The 15268-nt window shown below is 37.8% G+C and carries 15 protein-coding genes and 2 pseudogenes; 2 read left to right on the top strand and 15 right to left on the bottom strand.

Annotated features, from left to right (window positions below; all coding sequences use genetic code 11):
* Window positions 1-5: 5 nt before the first annotated feature.
* From PSE69_RS19060 to PSE69_RS19025, 8 genes are all read right to left on the bottom strand, one after another.
* Window positions 6-944, bottom strand: coding sequence for a fimbrial protein (locus PSE69_RS19060; RefSeq protein WP_036942797.1), 939 nt, complete (start codon window positions 942-944; stop codon window positions 6-8).
* 8 nt (window positions 945-952) lie between these two features.
* The gene (locus tag PSE69_RS19055; protein ID WP_004917439.1) at window positions 953-1465 is read right to left on the bottom strand and encodes a fimbrial protein; all 513 of its coding nucleotides are present in this window, start codon (window positions 1463-1465) and stop codon (window positions 953-955) included.
* 12 nt (window positions 1466-1477) lie between these two features.
* Window positions 1478-1966, bottom strand: coding sequence for a fimbrial protein (locus tag PSE69_RS19050; RefSeq protein WP_004917440.1), 489 nt, complete (start codon window positions 1964-1966; stop codon window positions 1478-1480).
* Window positions 1967-2024: 58 nt separating this feature from the next.
* Complete coding sequence (locus PSE69_RS19045; RefSeq protein ID WP_004917441.1) at window positions 2025-4661, bottom strand: fimbrial biogenesis usher protein; 2637 nt, start codon at window positions 4659-4661, stop codon at window positions 2025-2027.
* A 90-nt stretch (window positions 4662-4751) separates the two neighbouring features.
* Window positions 4752-5450, bottom strand: a complete 699-nt coding sequence (locus tag PSE69_RS19040) for a fimbria/pilus periplasmic chaperone (protein ID WP_036944095.1) — start codon at window positions 5448-5450, stop codon at window positions 4752-4754.
* A gap of 68 nt (window positions 5451-5518) precedes the next feature.
* Window positions 5519-6055, bottom strand: coding sequence for a fimbrial protein (locus tag PSE69_RS19035; protein ID WP_004917443.1), 537 nt, complete (start codon window positions 6053-6055; stop codon window positions 5519-5521).
* 82 nt (window positions 6056-6137) lie between these two features.
* Window positions 6138-6686 (bottom strand): type 1 fimbrial major subunit FimA, encoded by a 549-nt coding sequence (gene fimA / locus PSE69_RS19030; RefSeq protein WP_040132505.1) that lies wholly within the window; start codon window positions 6684-6686, stop codon window positions 6138-6140.
* Window positions 6687-6832: 146 nt separating this feature from the next.
* Window positions 6833-7114: a helix-turn-helix domain-containing protein gene (locus PSE69_RS19025; RefSeq protein ID WP_014657375.1), complete on the bottom strand. Its 282-nt coding sequence runs from the start codon at window positions 7112-7114 to the stop codon at window positions 6833-6835.
* 1451 nt (window positions 7115-8565) lie between these two features.
* On the opposite strand from PSE69_RS19025, the pseudogene PSE69_RS19020 reads away from it, so the two are divergent.
* Both PSE69_RS19020 and PSE69_RS19015 read left to right on the top strand, forming a co-directional pair.
* Window positions 8566-8673, top strand: a pseudogene (locus PSE69_RS19020) (transposase); the annotation flags it as partial.
* Between the two features lie 389 nt (window positions 8674-9062).
* Entirely contained in the window at window positions 9063-9542 is a 480-nt protein-coding gene (locus PSE69_RS19015) for an Hcp family type VI secretion system effector (RefSeq protein ID WP_040132507.1), read from the top strand.
* A gap of 236 nt (window positions 9543-9778) precedes the next feature.
* Here the strand turns inward: PSE69_RS19015 and PSE69_RS19010 are convergent, their stop codons facing one another.
* From PSE69_RS19010 to PSE69_RS18980, 7 genes and pseudogenes are all read right to left on the bottom strand, one after another.
* A complete protein-coding gene (locus PSE69_RS19010) occupies window positions 9779-10510 on the bottom strand; it encodes a hypothetical protein (RefSeq protein ID WP_040132508.1) in 732 nt (243 codons plus the stop codon).
* Between the two features lie 221 nt (window positions 10511-10731).
* The gene (locus PSE69_RS19005; protein WP_076914553.1) at window positions 10732-10995 is read right to left on the bottom strand and encodes a hypothetical protein; all 264 of its coding nucleotides are present in this window, start codon (window positions 10993-10995) and stop codon (window positions 10732-10734) included.
* A gap of 228 nt (window positions 10996-11223) precedes the next feature.
* Entirely contained in the window at window positions 11224-11448 is a 225-nt protein-coding gene (locus PSE69_RS19000) for a transposase (protein ID WP_072197236.1), read from the bottom strand.
* Between the two features lie 116 nt (window positions 11449-11564).
* Window positions 11565-11906 (bottom strand): annotated as a pseudogene (locus PSE69_RS18995) (Arm DNA-binding domain-containing protein); the annotation flags it as partial.
* 489 nt (window positions 11907-12395) lie between these two features.
* The gene (locus PSE69_RS18990; RefSeq protein ID WP_207208926.1) at window positions 12396-13769 is read right to left on the bottom strand and encodes an SIR2 family protein; all 1374 of its coding nucleotides are present in this window, start codon (window positions 13767-13769) and stop codon (window positions 12396-12398) included.
* Between the two features lie 294 nt (window positions 13770-14063).
* Window positions 14064-14897, bottom strand: a complete 834-nt coding sequence (locus tag PSE69_RS18985) for a DUF932 domain-containing protein (protein ID WP_129765365.1) — start codon at window positions 14895-14897, stop codon at window positions 14064-14066.
* A gap of 60 nt (window positions 14898-14957) precedes the next feature.
* Window positions 14958-15268 (bottom strand): antirestriction protein (locus PSE69_RS18980; protein ID WP_272675318.1); only part of this gene is annotated, 311 nt, incomplete at its 5' end.

The raw sequence follows: 15268 nt of genomic DNA, 5'->3' as shown, positions 1-15268 counted from the left end.
TCTCTTTAATCATAGATAAAAGTAACACCAATCACTGATTGTACTTTCCCTGCCGTCACCTGCCCTGTAGTACGTGCATATCGTGCACTCAAACCTAAACTCACCGCAGATGTTCCCACAGCCCCCAATTGCACGTTTTGGTTAGTTGGGATGGCGTTTCCATTACGCACTAATTGGATCCCGACGCCTTTTGCCGCATTAGTTCCCGAAAAAGTGTTCGCAAATATGGAAGAGCTAGTATCCGTCGAACCTGTCAGGTAATAAGAAATATTTTGATTTCGTGCACAATAAATAGAAAGTGGTACTGGTGCAGTTGCAGGATATTCAGGCAGATTAACGATCACATTACGCGAAGAAACATCACAACCACCAATAGGTACTACTACATTATTGTTGGCATATAAATTCCACGTAAAGGTCGCCGTCTCCACATTACCGCCACCAACAAGAGCAGAGCCAACTTGGTACATCACCAATGTCGCAAAACGAGTGCCTTTATTGATAACCACTCCCCCCGCCGCTGAAATAGGGGTCAAATATAGCTGAGTGTTCCAAGGTGTATAATTCCCTGAAGGGAAATTCTGTTGATGAGTCGGTGACACCAACGGAAACGGATAGCTTGACGTATAATAGCGTAATGAACCATTAAAGTTCGACAATACCCCACCATAGGCAGAGCCTCGTCTCATACTCACCAAGTCCCTACGAGTTAAAGGACTATCGTTGCGACAAAAAATAGATCGTGACAAATCCACCACTAAGTTTTGTCCTGCTTGCACACTCGGTTGAAGGTTAACATAAACGTTCGCAGTCGCTGTCCCCGAAAGACTATCCAACACATTCCCCGTTGAGTCATAACAAGTAAATGCATACACAGAAGAGATACTGGCTAAATAAATAATCAGATTAGCGAAAAATAATTTAATCATTTTTTTTACATTCATGGTTTAACTCACTGATAAGTGTAAGTGACATCAATCACTGCCTGGATAGTTCCCTGTGTCGCACCACCTTTGACTGTTAATGCTCTGACTCTTAATGGAAAACTCGTCGACATGGTAGAATCATTGACCTGTAATTTTTGCTGCGCACCGTTATTCAAATTTGTTCCTGCACTATTTTGCAATTGCAACTGAATGTTGCCTGCCGTACCTTGGTTTTTATAATAGCCGGTGGTATCGGCGATCCCTTGAAAGGTTGCCGTCACTGCTGATGTACCAACCGGGCAATTCTCTAAATTCAATGAAATTGAATGCCATTCAGAGGCTGAGCCAGCAGAAATTAAATTGAGGGTATATAGATCACCCAATTCAACATTGGCGGTAGTGGTTGCTACAGTACAAGGCTTTGCCACCACACTACCATTCACGGTGACTGTGGCATCCGCCGCATAGCTTGAGGTTATCTGGCTTGATAACACCCCCAATAGTAGTGCAGTGATCCTCTTCCAATAATTATCAATCATGGCATCCCCTGTTTACTGAAATTCAAGCGTGAAAGTTGCTGTCGCTCGTACATGACCTGCAACAATAGGTAAATTAGAAGCCATCAATCGCGCATAAAATTGCAAGGTATTACTTCGCCCAGCAACCAATGGTGTCCATGCAATTTGATTACTATTGGCATTGAGTACCAATGGCGTTCTACTGCCATCTAAAATTTGTATCCCTGCTCCTGAAGCATTAGAAGTTCCTGGTTCTAACGCCAATAACGACGTATTGTTTGCATCTGCGATGCCCACAAATCCTACCTTGACGGCTAATACTGACGCCCCACAAGGGGTAAGCTCAATTTGGAATGGCACAAGTGGTGTCACTTCACCGATGGCATATAGTTGTCTAACGGCATTATTTAGCAGATCAACGACTTGATTCTGAGAACCCGGTGCGACTGCACAAGTGTTGTCTTTGACATTGCCTTTAATAGTGATCGTGCTATCCGCTGCATAAGCACTTGCAGAAAACATGATCGACGTCAGCAAGGTTGCAGAAAAAATCTTCAATTTATCAAACACTTTTTGCTCCTTAGAGGCACTCTACACGATGCTTACTGAGTATTTCCTGCCGGCTTTGCTCAGGCAGTGTGTAGTTGACTTGGCATTGTGCATCTGGGCTATCTCCCCAGCGAGCAACCAATTGCCCTGCCAGTGGCAACCCTGTTAGATAAACCAGCCCATCATCGGCAACAATACTGCCACCATTACTGCCTTTTGAGGTTACCACTGCACCAAATGGCACAGGTTTGCCCTGTCTCATGAGTGTCATTAGTACTTTCACACCTACTTTAGGATGGAAATCCGCACGCACTACTGCACCTCGAGTCGGTACAACACTCACGACGGGATCTTCAAGATCAACATTATTAGCTAATGTATTGGTATTAAGAGCGACTCGGTTTTCACGGTAATCAGAGGCATAGGGCAAAACGGCATAACCACGCCAATCCGTTGTAACACCAGTTTGGTTTTCAACTTTGACATTCCCAGCACCCGGCGCTTTAATTAAAACCACCGTATCATTCATTGGTTGGCTTAACGTGACCCCATTAGCATGCGCTAAAATCCCTCCACTTAAACCGTAATACATCTGGCTTAAGTCATTGGTATAGCTATAGCCCACGTTGGCATTACCATAAGTACCGCGATAGTTGAGTGAGGTATAGCCTGTTGCAGAAGAGTTTCCTTCCCCACCCCCGGCATAACCTGTTTGCACGCTATAACTTAAATTATTGTCATCCAATAATGTTCCATAGATACCAGCCGTATTGGTGACTCGGCCTTTCAGATCATGTGAAGCGTTATAGCTGGCACTTGCATTACGCCAGATAGATTGGCTATCCGAACGCAGCCAATGACTGAATGGAATATTCACATTCAAGGCCAACATTTGGTCGTTGGCATCCTGCCACGAGTTTTTCGATAGGCTGTAACTTAAGCCCCAATTGATCCCTTCGATTAACGTATTGATACCAACCTGTAATTGCTTATCTGATTTATTAGTATTCCAATATGTTTCGTGACTACCCGTCACATATAACGTCGATTGTTCACCCAATTGTTGAGTCAAACTTAATTGGATTTTTTCGCGTTTGTTATAGGCTAAGTTGTAGTAGTCGGTGAATTTCGGCGTAACCTGTATAACACCATCTTGTGTTGCAAGGTTATAGCCATCCATTCGTTTATAGGTGGTATCCGCGAATGAGTAATAACCCTTAGTTGAATAACGATAACCAGCTAACTGAATAATTGTTCCCGTTTCATTCAGTGACTTGTTATATAAGAAGCGAATAGATTGTCCTTGATGATTACTATCATCAGGTAGCTTGGCATTAGCTTGTGTAATATCGACGGATAATGCCCCAAACACACCAATATTTTTACCAATACCAGCGTTGAAAGATTGGTAGCGATTTGCAAGTTGCGTTCCACCATATAGCGTCCAACCATATGACAAACCACGCATTATGGTACCTTGTACAAAGGTCGGCTTTTCTTGTTGCCCATTTCCTGAACGGTAGTCACCTACTGTAACCGCATATTTAGTATGCCCTTCACGCTGTAGCAAAGGCACCGAAGAATAAGGCACCGTGAAGCTTTGTATTGAACCATCCGCCTCTGTAATGGTAACTTGGAGATCACCACTGTTCCCTGCCGCATATAAATCATTAATAACAAAAGGCCCTGGCGGAAAAGTATTCCGGTAAATTTCATAGCCATTTTGTTTAATTGAAACGTCAGCAGTGCCTCGTGCAATACCACGGATCACAGGCGCAAAACCCTTTTCGCTTTCCGGTAGCATATTATCGTCGGAAGCTAATTGAATACCACGGAAGTTAAAACTGTCGAAAATATCACCAAGTGTGTAACTATCACCTACCGTTAAGCGTGAGCGGAATTCATTGATACCGCGCTCTAAATAAGTATTGATATGCTCCCAACGCGTTTCACTGTTAGTCTTACCGCTACTGTGACTCCATGTGGAGTTATCGCGCAAGCGCCATGGCCCAAGGTTTAATCCACTCTGTAAATTCAGGTAGGTATAGCTGCTATGAGTACCATTTTGGTTACGTGCACGACTTCCCGTGAGGCTATAATTTAAAAGACCTGCAGTAATACCAGAGTCCCAATACTCAGTAGGAATAAAGTCTCGCGCTCTATCCCTCATATACACTTGAGGCACAGTGATATATAAACGTTGTAAGCCAACATCAAATTTTGATGTTGAATCAGCAATCAATGTATTTAAAGGCTGACAAGTGTCCTCAGAGATTGTCTCGACATTTGGAATGGCCAATGTCTTCACACCCATTTTAGCTAACTCACCAAGCGTTAAACATGGCGACAATTCTTTGCTACTCTTATCGATAGTAAAATGAACATCTCGAATCGATAAATATCCATCATTGAGATACACATCAACACGATAAGTGCCTTCAGGTACTTCTTGACCTTGTTCAAAAGCAGACAGGTCAGCAACAGCAGAAGGATCATCAGACAAAAAGCGTGGGTTAAAGTATAATTCTGCCTCAGCCCAAGTAGGGTATAGGCAGACACCAATAAAGAGTGCCAATGGAATTAAGGGAAAATGGCGCTCGGGTAGATTGCCAAAAAACGTTTTCTTCTCCAAAATTAATGGCTCTTTTCCAGATGCCAGATATGACATGTTCCCTCCGACCCGATCTGCTAAATCGCTCAGTAAGTTATTTAATTCAAAGTGATAGTTAGCTATTTTTTATAAGTAAGAAACCCGCTTTTACAGAGTACGCCCCGTCATTTTGGGGGTTAATGCGCCGTAATCATTGATGGTTTGGAAGGAAATCTCACCATTTGCATTAGCCGGTACGGTTACTGACGCGTCACCGAAAGGCGGTACTAGCACATTATCTAGCTTCACCGAGCCGATTTTTAATTCAGCTACCGTGGCAAAATATGGTGTTGGATTAGTGACAAACAGTGTTCCGGCTTGCCGCTTAAAACGTAATTCTTCAGCCACTTTATCTGGCGCAATCGCCAAATCAGTAGGACGATAATAAAGTTTGATACGGCTGATAATCGCTAATTGCAGGGTATTTTCATTTTGCTTTGACTTATCCATAGCAGGTATCGCTTTGACATTTAACCAAAACAAGCTTTCTCTATCATTAGGCAATTGATTATTGGTTGCATCAATAATTCGTAAGGTATTTTCTTTTTTACCTTGCATAGAAAACAGCGGAGGTGTGATAGCAAATTGGTTATCTTTTTGACCGTTAGCATTTTCTACCCATGATTGGATAAGAAAAACGCCCTTTTCATCATTATTGGTGACAGCAAGTTGAACCTGTTTTTGCCCTGCAGGGTAAATAACCCGCGTAGCGCCCAAAGCAACTCCTGCGTATACCTGAGTTGATATACTTGAGCAGAGTAATATAAATAACGCAGTAATTAGTTTACGAGTTGTTCCTGTTCTCATGGTTACATCTGTCCTTCTTTTACTAAAAACATTAAAAATACGCGCAGACATTTTTTTGATCTTTTTATTCATTCATATGTGAGCGAAAACAGTGCTTGAGCATCCGCTTTTCCGCCTGTAATTTGGTCGCTAGTCGCACGATACTTCGCGACAAAATGTAAAGTCATATCACCGTTACTGACTCGCTCTATTTTTCGTGGTGAACTATTTATTGGGATCAACGTATCTTTTGAGTCAAAAATAGCCAGTCCCACACCTGTTGCCGTATTAGGTCCATTATCAATAGCAAAGATCGCTGGGTTTTTATCGTTAGCAATACCCGCAAAAGTGATTGAGACGTATTCACTAGCAACAGCACTACATTCTCGGAGATGAATATCAAAGATCACGGGGTCTGTATCTTGGCCTGATGCATTGAGCATATTGGTGCGCAACTGCCCCATATTCACGATCAAACTTCTATCTGAAGTTTCAACACTACAAGCTTCAGCAATCAGTTCCCCTTGAAAGCGCATTCCTCCGCCTGGAAGTTGGACTTGCCACTTATTTCCAGCTTCCATAAGCGGAGAAACCAAAAGTAGTAGAACAAGTATCAGCCCTCTCATGAGCTTTCACCTTTTTAGTTTTGTTTATAAAAAGCCGTCCATGGCCTATTGGGTTTTTCACCCTTCATCCATCGCGCAATAATTACTCGTACTGAACCGCAAATGTTGCGTCAGCATTCGCAATACCTGCTGTTGTTGCACCAAGTGCATAGTAACGTGCTTGGAATGGCAGAACGTTATTACCATCATTCAAAGTGATAGCACTACTAAATGTTGCACCATCAAGATCTAGAGGTACGCTTTTGGAGTCTAAAATTTGAATGCCAACGTTAGTCGCAGAACCTGCTGCTGAACCCGCAACAGCTAGAACCGTTGGGTTAGCGGCATTTGCGGCTACGCCTCTAAACGCGACTTTTGCAGACGTTGCAACAGTGGTATCACAATCATTCAATTGAATGTTGAAACCAACTGGAGAGCTGGTGTCACCTGCTTGTGCTAACTTAGCAGTACGGAATTGGCCAAGACGTACAGTTTGTTCTACAGAGTTAGCATCAACAGCACATGCTGCGTTCACCAACTCACCTTTAAAGTGCACAGTACCGCCATTAACTGTTGTCGTTTCTGCAACAGCAGCAACTGAACTTAAAGATAGAGCCGAAACAATAACAAGTGCTAGTGATTTAACTTTCATAAAATTTCCTTATGTTTATTTATTGCAAAAACTTTGACAATAGAGGAGGGTTAGTACCATTTAAATAAAGACACAGTTAAAATGTTCGAATTTAATTAAATTACAAAACTGTAATTCAATTAAATTTAAATATCTGCCATGCCTTATTACTCTCTGCGTGTGTTTTTATATTTATCAGAATCAAAAAAACGCTTTATTTTTTCGAAAAACATTTCAACATCTGCCCCATCCATTTCAAGCGCATTAAAAAGTATAATTAATTTATCGAATGTTATATTATTAACCCCATTTTCATAACGGGATATTTGTTGCTGACTTACATTAATTTTTTTGGCTAATTCGCTGCCTGTTAATCCGGTTCTTCTTCGATAAGACTTCAGCATTCTGCCAATATTATTAGATAACGAATCATATTTTCGCTCTCGCATTCTAAACCTCTCTAACTATTATTAGCGGATTTATTCTATGTATTGTTTATAAGAGAAACATTCGTCAACTCACATTAGGATATAGAATCATTTTTCGAGTTAAAAATTGTTTTTTTCGATCGAATTGTCTAATTTTGATAGTCGAAATCTATTGTATTTTTGTTTTCGATCGGTTTTTTCGATTAAAATAAGAGGGGATCAAAAGAAAAATCCCTTATTAATTAACAATATAAATAAAGTTAGATTTTAATTTAAAATAAAAAGAAATATTTAGGTGAATAATGCGATAAATAAATTACATGTAATACATGTAATTTAGAAACAATAACTTACAATAAATAGCTAAAGTAGGCATATATTAAAAAAACAAAAAAATTGCTGAAGTAAAACTAAAAAACACGATCAACAAACAAAATAAAGAAAACAAGAATTTTATTTCAATAAGAATATCAAAAAACGTGACCAAAACATTATCCACTAAGAAAATTTAAAATACTAACCAATACAGAAATTCTATAAATCTAATAATTTTTTCACGTTATTGGAAATAAAAATAGTTAAACATCCACCGTTAAGATAATTAGCCAAAAATTATTTACCCAACAGAATAGTGATTATTTACTCCTGTAATTTCAAACTCAATCTTAAAGCACAAAAAACAATCAGACACATAAGAAATACAAATGAATGGTTGAAAATTCAGTATTATTTACACATTATAATAGAATTTACTCGTATTAATTCACCTTCTCCCTCTTCCGCAATAAAAATAAAAAACCAATATTGATCAAAAAAAGATTGATTATAATTGATAATAAACTTTAAAAATAAAATAGGAAACAAATTACTCTAAAAGTGATAATGATTAATGTCAACTGAAGTATTATAGTAAGTTTTAGAAAGGATAATATAGAGAGTTACTATAAACGCCAGTAATCCTCTATTTGACAACTTATTTATAATTGGATCTTTTGCTACTTTCTCAGCGATTTCAACAGATAAGTCAATGTAAGCCCAAGGTGCCTAGGTTCTTTTGATTTCATCGCTGCTAAATGTCGCTGAGATAACCTCATTCTAAACTAGGTAGTATAAAAACCTTCACCGTCAACAGCGGTTTTGATCGATTTATCATAAAGCAATGAGAGTGCTTAACCTCACCTATCGCTTCACGTTCCGCGGGGATCGTCTACTTGGCATTATCAAAATCAATTTCATCCCTGCGGGCAAAGCACAATTCACTAGAACAAATAAAGACTAACAAAGTTAGTGTGTAAGCTTTTTCGTCCGGTTTAGCTGCATGAACTTTTGTATCGGTTAATACCATATTCTTTGTTCTCTTCACCTCAGAGTGGGTATATACGAGATATCTCAGATGATTTCGCGTTGTCCACATCCCCTAAAATGAGACAGCTATAATTAGATTTTTTGCCCTAAAAATTGCAGAGGTCATGATGAAAAAAGTTCGTTTTACTGAGACTCAAATCGCTAATATCTTAAAACTCGCTGATTCAGGGATGAAAGTGGAAGACATTTGTCGCCAAAATGGGATCAGTAATGCGTAATAAATATTATCGAAGCGACAGATATACTCACAAGGAGGTTGATGCGGGTTGTGTTGGGCTGGTATGCATTGACTGAAAATGCGAAGAAAGCCTTGTAGCCTTAAGATTTCAGGCATAAAAAAAGACGCCTTGAGCAAAGGACGGACTCGCTTTTAATAGTCAATGCTTTGTTTTTATTCAGTATAAATTTACAGATAATTTTTTGTATACTTAAATGTATACTCAGCACTCTGAGGTCTAAAAAAAGATCAAGATCTTTTAGCCGTAAATATGTAAAAAAGTAAGTATCAGTGATACTTTAACAATTTACTATGATAAAAATTTACCTTAGTGATACGATGGAATCGTAATACCTTATTCATAAATTAACAAGGAGAATAATTTTTATGGCTAACCTTATTTATCTTACTATGGAAGGCAACAAACAAGGTCTTATCTCCAGAGGATGTTCTTCAATAGACTCTATCGGGAACAAGAGCCAAGTAGGAAAAGAAGATCAAATTTTTATTTTGGAATTTAAAAACTCCATTACTAGACACCAAAATGTCAATCATTTACCAATAGACTTTATAAAACTTATAGATAAATCATCACCATTGATTCTCAGTGCCATATCAAATAATGAAGTACTCAAACTAATATTTGATTTTTATCGGACTTCGCAGGATGGGAAACAAGAAAAATATTATTCAATCCTTATTCAAGGGGCACAAATAGTTGATTTTTCAACACGTTACCCACATAGTTTAACCCACAACATGAGCCAGCCCGAAGAACTAATCTCGGTTAATTATTCAGATATTACATGCACCCATCACATGGCGGGCACATCTGGTTATAGTATTAAAGAGAATAATATTTTTTAATAAACCTTAAGTAGTAGTATTTCTACACTACTACTTTTTTATTTGTTTAAGGAAAAACAAACATACTAAGTAAGAACATAACGATTATAATAACAACACATCCTATTATTGCTATTGGCAGAGTGGGTGAAAAAAGAAAGCATAAATAACATAGCACTGCTGTAATAGCTATATGGATAAGATCACTAAATTGTCTATACAAAAATGCAATCGAATTTTTAAAAACACTAATTATTTTATTCTTCATCACTAATTAACCCATCTAAATGCTTAAGAATTAATTCATCCGTAAATACTGAACTATCACCATAATAGTAAGATTCAATTAATGATCCCATATGAGGCTCAATAAAAAAATAAGTAAGATCTAGATTATTAGATTTTAATTTTAAATATAACCTTGGATATTTAATTTTCAATCTATCAGATGCTTTAACCATTTGTTCAAAAAGACCATATGTTGTTAAAGCCGATAGTTGCCAAGTAATAAATCTTTTCACTAAGGCATTCTTCGTGATATCTTTGATTATCTTTTGGGCTATTATATAAGCAATCGTATATACTAACATCTTCTTAACCATTTGTTTTTGTATTAATGAGTTAGTCATATTCTTTGTAGCTTCAGCATAAATTTTTATTTTCTTCTTTCTTTCTTCAGAAGATGAGTCCATTAAATCATTAATAATTATTTCAACGGCATCTATAATAATATCAGGATTCTTAACAATCTCCCAAATTAAACTTAAAATTCGCTCATCTTCTTCTTTAGTTTTTTTACCATATTTTTCATATACTGCATCATGGATCTCATCGTATTGATCGCCCAAATCTTCCCGATGTAAAAACATATGAGAGGTTCTACGAATAGACCTTTTACCGCCTAGATAAGCCGTATTTGCGATATCCTCGACATCTTTAACGACTGAATCGATCATCGAGCCGTATAATTCCTTTTCTTCCGGTGTCATAATTTGACCTTTATCATATAAATAGATTAATATTCTTTTATCTTACTTTTGATTCAAAATCAAACATCAATGTATTTTTATAGATGTAATGTTATTCTGATTAGGTTACAGACGATCTGTCCACTCCCCATTAATCGTGATGCTGGTGGGCTCACCAACATCATTAACTTTAGTATGCCTTACAAGGCAACATTAACTTGTATTGTATAAGTGATCTACTTTTAATCTTTTTCTGCATCATTGAACCACTTAGGCATAGGGTTTTCATCTATAGATAACTTGATAAAAGAATCATCGCCGTTTTGATTCTTTATACATCTTATTTCTTCAACCCCCCATTTTCCATTTCTATCAGAATAATAGACAGTATACTTATCAGCATGAAAACCAAAATATCTTTCTTTAGGATTACTTATTTTCCTCTGCCCACAATATGCTGAGGTTTTCCACTCAAAATTTGTAGCAAAATCAAGTGATAACACCATGAAATTGCCCATCCATATTGGGGCCAAAGTTAATGTAATTGAAGTAATGCCGATAAGAAGTAAGTTTGAGCCAAGCGTAATAGGCAGAACGACTTGTTTTCATTAAATTGCAGAGCTTCAGCACGGGAAACTGTGAAGATAATTGCTTAATCGTTTTAAACGCTACTTGGTTTCCTTTAGCAGGAGGGCGCTGGCTTTTTTAGGATTTCTTTCTCCATCCTAAGTTCTTTAATTTCCTTTCGAAGCCTTAATTAATAGCTCAGCTCTATCATCTGAATTCAAGCTGTTACCCGATTGCTCAGCGTCGAATTTTGCTTTCCAGTTATAAAATAATTTATCGGTGATCCCTAAAGAAGCTGCCGCTTTTGGCACGCTATAGCCTGGCTCGGTGACTGATGCGACCGCCTCTTGCTTAAACTCAGTAGTATAAATTCTGTTTGTTCGTTTTTTCATTTAACACCTCAATAATTGGATTATATTCCATTATTAAAGTGTCTTGTTTTATTAAAGCAGAACACTAGCATAGGAAATATTAAAACAAAACACATCACAAGATAAGGATGGCCTTATGACCACTTTTTATTGGTCGCGTGCCAATCACGAGCAACTTTCTCAACGGTATTGAATTCCTTTTGCTGCTCTTCCTTTAATTCTTTCTTGTGTTCGCGTGGATAAATACCTAAAGCAACTTGCTTTCTGGCAGCATCCCTTCTTTCTCTGGCATCTGCTAAAGAGATCTCAGGGTATACACTAAAAGCCATCAAATGTTGTTTACCGCCAAAGCGGAAACGGAAACGCCAGTATTTAGAACCATTGGGGTGAATATACAGAAACAAGCCATCACTGTCTGTCAGTATGTAAGCTTTCTCGTCTGGTTTACCTGCACGAACTTTCGTATCAGTTAATGCCATATTCTTTGTTCTCTTCCCCCCAGACTGGGTATATATACGAGATATCTCAGATGATTTCGCGTTACATAGATAACTACGTGCCTACGCTACAGGATGCGCCTGCATGTACTATCATTAGCAATGCCATCAATAATGCATAATAAATATTATCGAAGCGACAGATATACTCACATACAGGTTGGGCTGGATTGACATTCATTGACTAAAAATGCGAGGAAAGCCTTGTAACCTTAAGATTCAGGCATAAAAAAAGACGCCTTGAGCGTCTTAATTTTCACTTTAGTGGTGCGAAGGCCGGACTCGATTTTTATATACAATACATTGTTTTTGTTTGATATAAATTAATAGAAAAATTTTTGTATACTTAAATGTATACTCACTATCTAATCGGAGTCTATTCCGTTAGGTAATAAATTATGGAATAGACTCGTTGCTGACCATACCTATTACTTTTATCAAACCTCAAAAATACACAAATCAAAAAAATCCCTATTCATTAAGTTGATTGACAAGGTTGATTACTGCATCAAGCCACAAGGTATCATTATGTGTTCTAGTTTGAGCATCAACTGTAATAATATGGATTAAATGATTATATTCATGAGAAATACGCATTTTACTTCTTAACTTCCGCTTTTGCTCTTCTGCTGTTCCATCTGTATTTAGCGTAATAATAATTAACCTACGACCTTTATTTTCGACTAGCTCTCTAAAAAGCCCATTAATATGACTATCATCTTTGTTAAAACCAAATCCGACTACAACGACTGCATCAGAATCAGCATATTTGTCAAATAATGTCACATATCTACGTGACATTTCAACCGACGTTAAAGGCTTTAATCCACTTTGAGTTAAAATAAATGGTACATGAATTTGTTCCTGATCTAAATCTTCTAATCGACAAGTAATAACTGAGTTTTTATACGGGTTATAATAATCATTAATACTTCCATTAAGATGAATAATTTCTGGTAAATTGACAGATAAATGACTAAAAATTCCAGCAAGTAAACTATTGTAATTCGCTGTTCCAACAGCGGTTATATCTATACCATTGTTCGCTCTAGCAAGATCATGATAATAACCTTGCTCAGGAAGAGACTCTATCGATGGTGCTTGTGAACTAATATAATCACGGGCTATTTTAAGGAAAATAACCATCCTTGTAAATTTAGCCCATTCCGTTGCTGGAGAGAATAAATAACGAAAATGGTCATCAATTAGTTTTTGGTAATCTAATACTGTAGTAAAAATATTTTCTAATACTTTTTGGGCTATAGCGCAAAGCAAAGTTAGAGCAGTGCTATCATCGTTTGTTTCAAAAACTCTATCCTCTTCTAAAAGTAACTCAAGAGCTGTTGAACCAATTCTGCTGAACTCTATACGAAACATTCCAACAATATCATCAAAAATAGGTAAGTCATCGGGCGCTTCTTCAAAAAGTTCTTGATTGAGACGTTGCACTAAAGCTTGTCCATGCGCACCAACTAATAATTGCATAAATGCTGACGCATATCTTTTTAAATCATCATTCTGATTTGATGTCCTAACAACATCAAGCATGGCTGAATAATATTCCGAGTCAAATAAACGGACATCCCTAGATAACAACTCATTAAGACGTATCGCATGAGTATATAATCTTTCACCAAACCCCGAATCTAGCGCATCAGTAAATTTCTGTTCTAATTGTGATTTATCAATACCTAATTGAGTAATCGCTGCATCACACTCCTGATCAAATTGATTTAATCTACGGATGATCTCTGTACGTTTATACTCGATTGAAGATTCAATCAAACTAGTAAATTCATTTCGCCCAAAGGCATAAATGCTCTTACCTGCATATTCAGAAGGCAACCAATCACTTGCATAAGCAGAACGAGAATCTAGAGCTCTTAGTTGCTCACGTAACTCTATTTTATATTTGCTTGGATCTTGCCTAAAAATATCTATTGCGAATCGCCCCCCACTAGGAAGCCCATATCCTATTTCTGCACCAGCACCAAAAAAAAAATCCTAATTCCACTCAGACTCTCCTTATAAAATTTAAAAAATCAAGGTAGCCATAATTATAGACAGAAATCATTTATAAATGATGAAGCTACCTAATTAACAAGTTATAGCATTAATATTGTGGTTAATTATTGTACACTAAATGGGATTGTTATGTAAATAATTGCACATCTTTTCTGTCATCACCCACAATGCCTTATTCAATTTAATATCGCCATCAATGCCATTCACTGAACGAGTGCGAGCACGTTTACCTTTAGCGTTCCGACCAGACAATCCTCCCTTGATTAAATTCTCCTGCAAGCGTTGGTACACAGTCCACAGATCATCTTTCTTATCCTCCCAGCGACGAGGTTGTAATACTTGTTCTTCGGTAATCGGTTGATGCTCCTCACCAAAGCGATAAGTTAAAGCCGCTTGTGCCAAAGCTTGTTGTGCTGGTGGGGGTAATATCAAGCTTTGCATTTCTTCGCGTTTATCTGCGATGGCATCGAAGGTGCCTAATACTTCATAAGCCCCTTCAATGACTTTATTCACCACATCGCCCTTGTGCGGTACTCTCACTTCACCAAACGTGTCACCGCAAACGAGGCCATTACAGCAAATGGCTCTAAAGAAGCCGGGTAACATTTGATAGCTACTGGAGCCATCATGGCTATTGAGTAAGATGATTTCCGGCACTTGGCTACCTGTAATTTGATCATGGCGTCTGAGTCGTAACATGTGCTTTGTATGTTCTCGACGACTGGTATCACGTACACGAGTCTGACAAGCAAAGAACGGGTAGAAGCCTTCTTTTTGAAGGCTATCCAATAAAGTAATGGTTGGTATGTAAGTATAACGTTCACTTCTGGATTCGTGCTTTTCTTCAGAGAAAACACTCGGTACAGTACGGAGTAATTCTTCGATGGTTAACGGGCGCTCGCGACGAATGCTATTCGCCGCACCAAAGCGGGAAGCTAGACGAGTCATAATAAGTTTCCTTGAAAATAAAGTAGATAGGTAAAACTGAGAGAGTGAATTAAGTAGGATTTAATCGATTAGATGAAAGATGGCTGAACTTTCAGTGTGTTGCGCTGCATAATCACGTAATTGATAAAAGCGTTCGACTAATAATTCACTCTCGATTTGAAATGACCATAAACTGTACATCATCAAGCACACAGCAATCCCTGCCGCTTCACAACTAACGTCCGCTTCATTGCCGTTATGAGGGTTAAATAATGTCATTTTTTCTTGATTTAAATCGGGATAAATGAAAGCACCACCATTGGATAAGGTGCAATATTCCCAATACCCGCCGTGGTAATCCTTACAAAACTGAACCATGGTGCTGAAGATAA

The sequence above is a fragment of the Providencia sp. PROV122 genome (assembly GCF_028482365.1).
GTDB classification, from domain to species: Bacteria; Pseudomonadota; Gammaproteobacteria; order Enterobacterales; family Enterobacteriaceae; genus Providencia; species Providencia stuartii.
Note: the sequence above shows the minus strand (reverse complement) of the source record. Positions and strands in the feature narration are given on the sequence as shown.

What these genes read in the sequence shown, in the direction of transcription:
- PSE69_RS19005 (WP_076914553.1), bottom strand. Translation starts at nt 10,995, where the DNA reads ATGGTGTTATCACTTGATTTTGCTACAAATTTTGAGTGGAAAACCTCA.
- PSE69_RS19025 (WP_014657375.1), bottom strand. Translation starts at nt 7,114, where the DNA reads ATGCGAGAGCGAAAATATGATTCGTTATCTAATAATATTGGCAGAATG.
- PSE69_RS19015 (WP_040132507.1), top strand. Translation starts at nt 9,063, where the DNA reads ATGGCTAACCTTATTTATCTTACTATGGAAGGCAACAAACAAGGTCTT.
- PSE69_RS19055 (WP_004917439.1), bottom strand. Translation starts at nt 1,465, where the DNA reads ATGATTGATAATTATTGGAAGAGGATCACTGCACTACTATTGGGGGTG.
- PSE69_RS18985 (WP_129765365.1), bottom strand. Translation starts at nt 14,897, where the DNA reads ATGACTCGTCTAGCTTCCCGCTTTGGTGCGGCGAATAGCATTCGTCGC.
- PSE69_RS19045 (WP_004917441.1), bottom strand. Translation starts at nt 4,661, where the DNA reads ATGTCATATCTGGCATCTGGAAAAGAGCCATTAATTTTGGAGAAGAAA.
- PSE69_RS19010 (WP_040132508.1), bottom strand. Translation starts at nt 10,510, where the DNA reads ATGACACCGGAAGAAAAGGAATTATACGGCTCGATGATCGATTCAGTC.
- PSE69_RS19040 (WP_036944095.1), bottom strand. Translation starts at nt 5,450, where the DNA reads ATGAGAACAGGAACAACTCGTAAACTAATTACTGCGTTATTTATATTA.
- PSE69_RS19000 (WP_072197236.1), bottom strand. Translation starts at nt 11,448, where the DNA reads ATGAAAAAACGAACAAACAGAATTTATACTACTGAGTTTAAGCAAGAG.
- PSE69_RS19035 (WP_004917443.1), bottom strand. Translation starts at nt 6,055, where the DNA reads ATGAGAGGGCTGATACTTGTTCTACTACTTTTGGTTTCTCCGCTTATG.
- fimA (WP_040132505.1), bottom strand. Translation starts at nt 6,686, where the DNA reads ATGAAAGTTAAATCACTAGCACTTGTTATTGTTTCGGCTCTATCTTTA.
- PSE69_RS19050 (WP_004917440.1), bottom strand. Translation starts at nt 1,966, where the DNA reads ATGTTTTCTGCAAGTGCTTATGCAGCGGATAGCACGATCACTATTAAA.
- PSE69_RS19060 (WP_036942797.1), bottom strand. Translation starts at nt 944, where the DNA reads ATGAATGTAAAAAAAATGATTAAATTATTTTTCGCTAATCTGATTATT.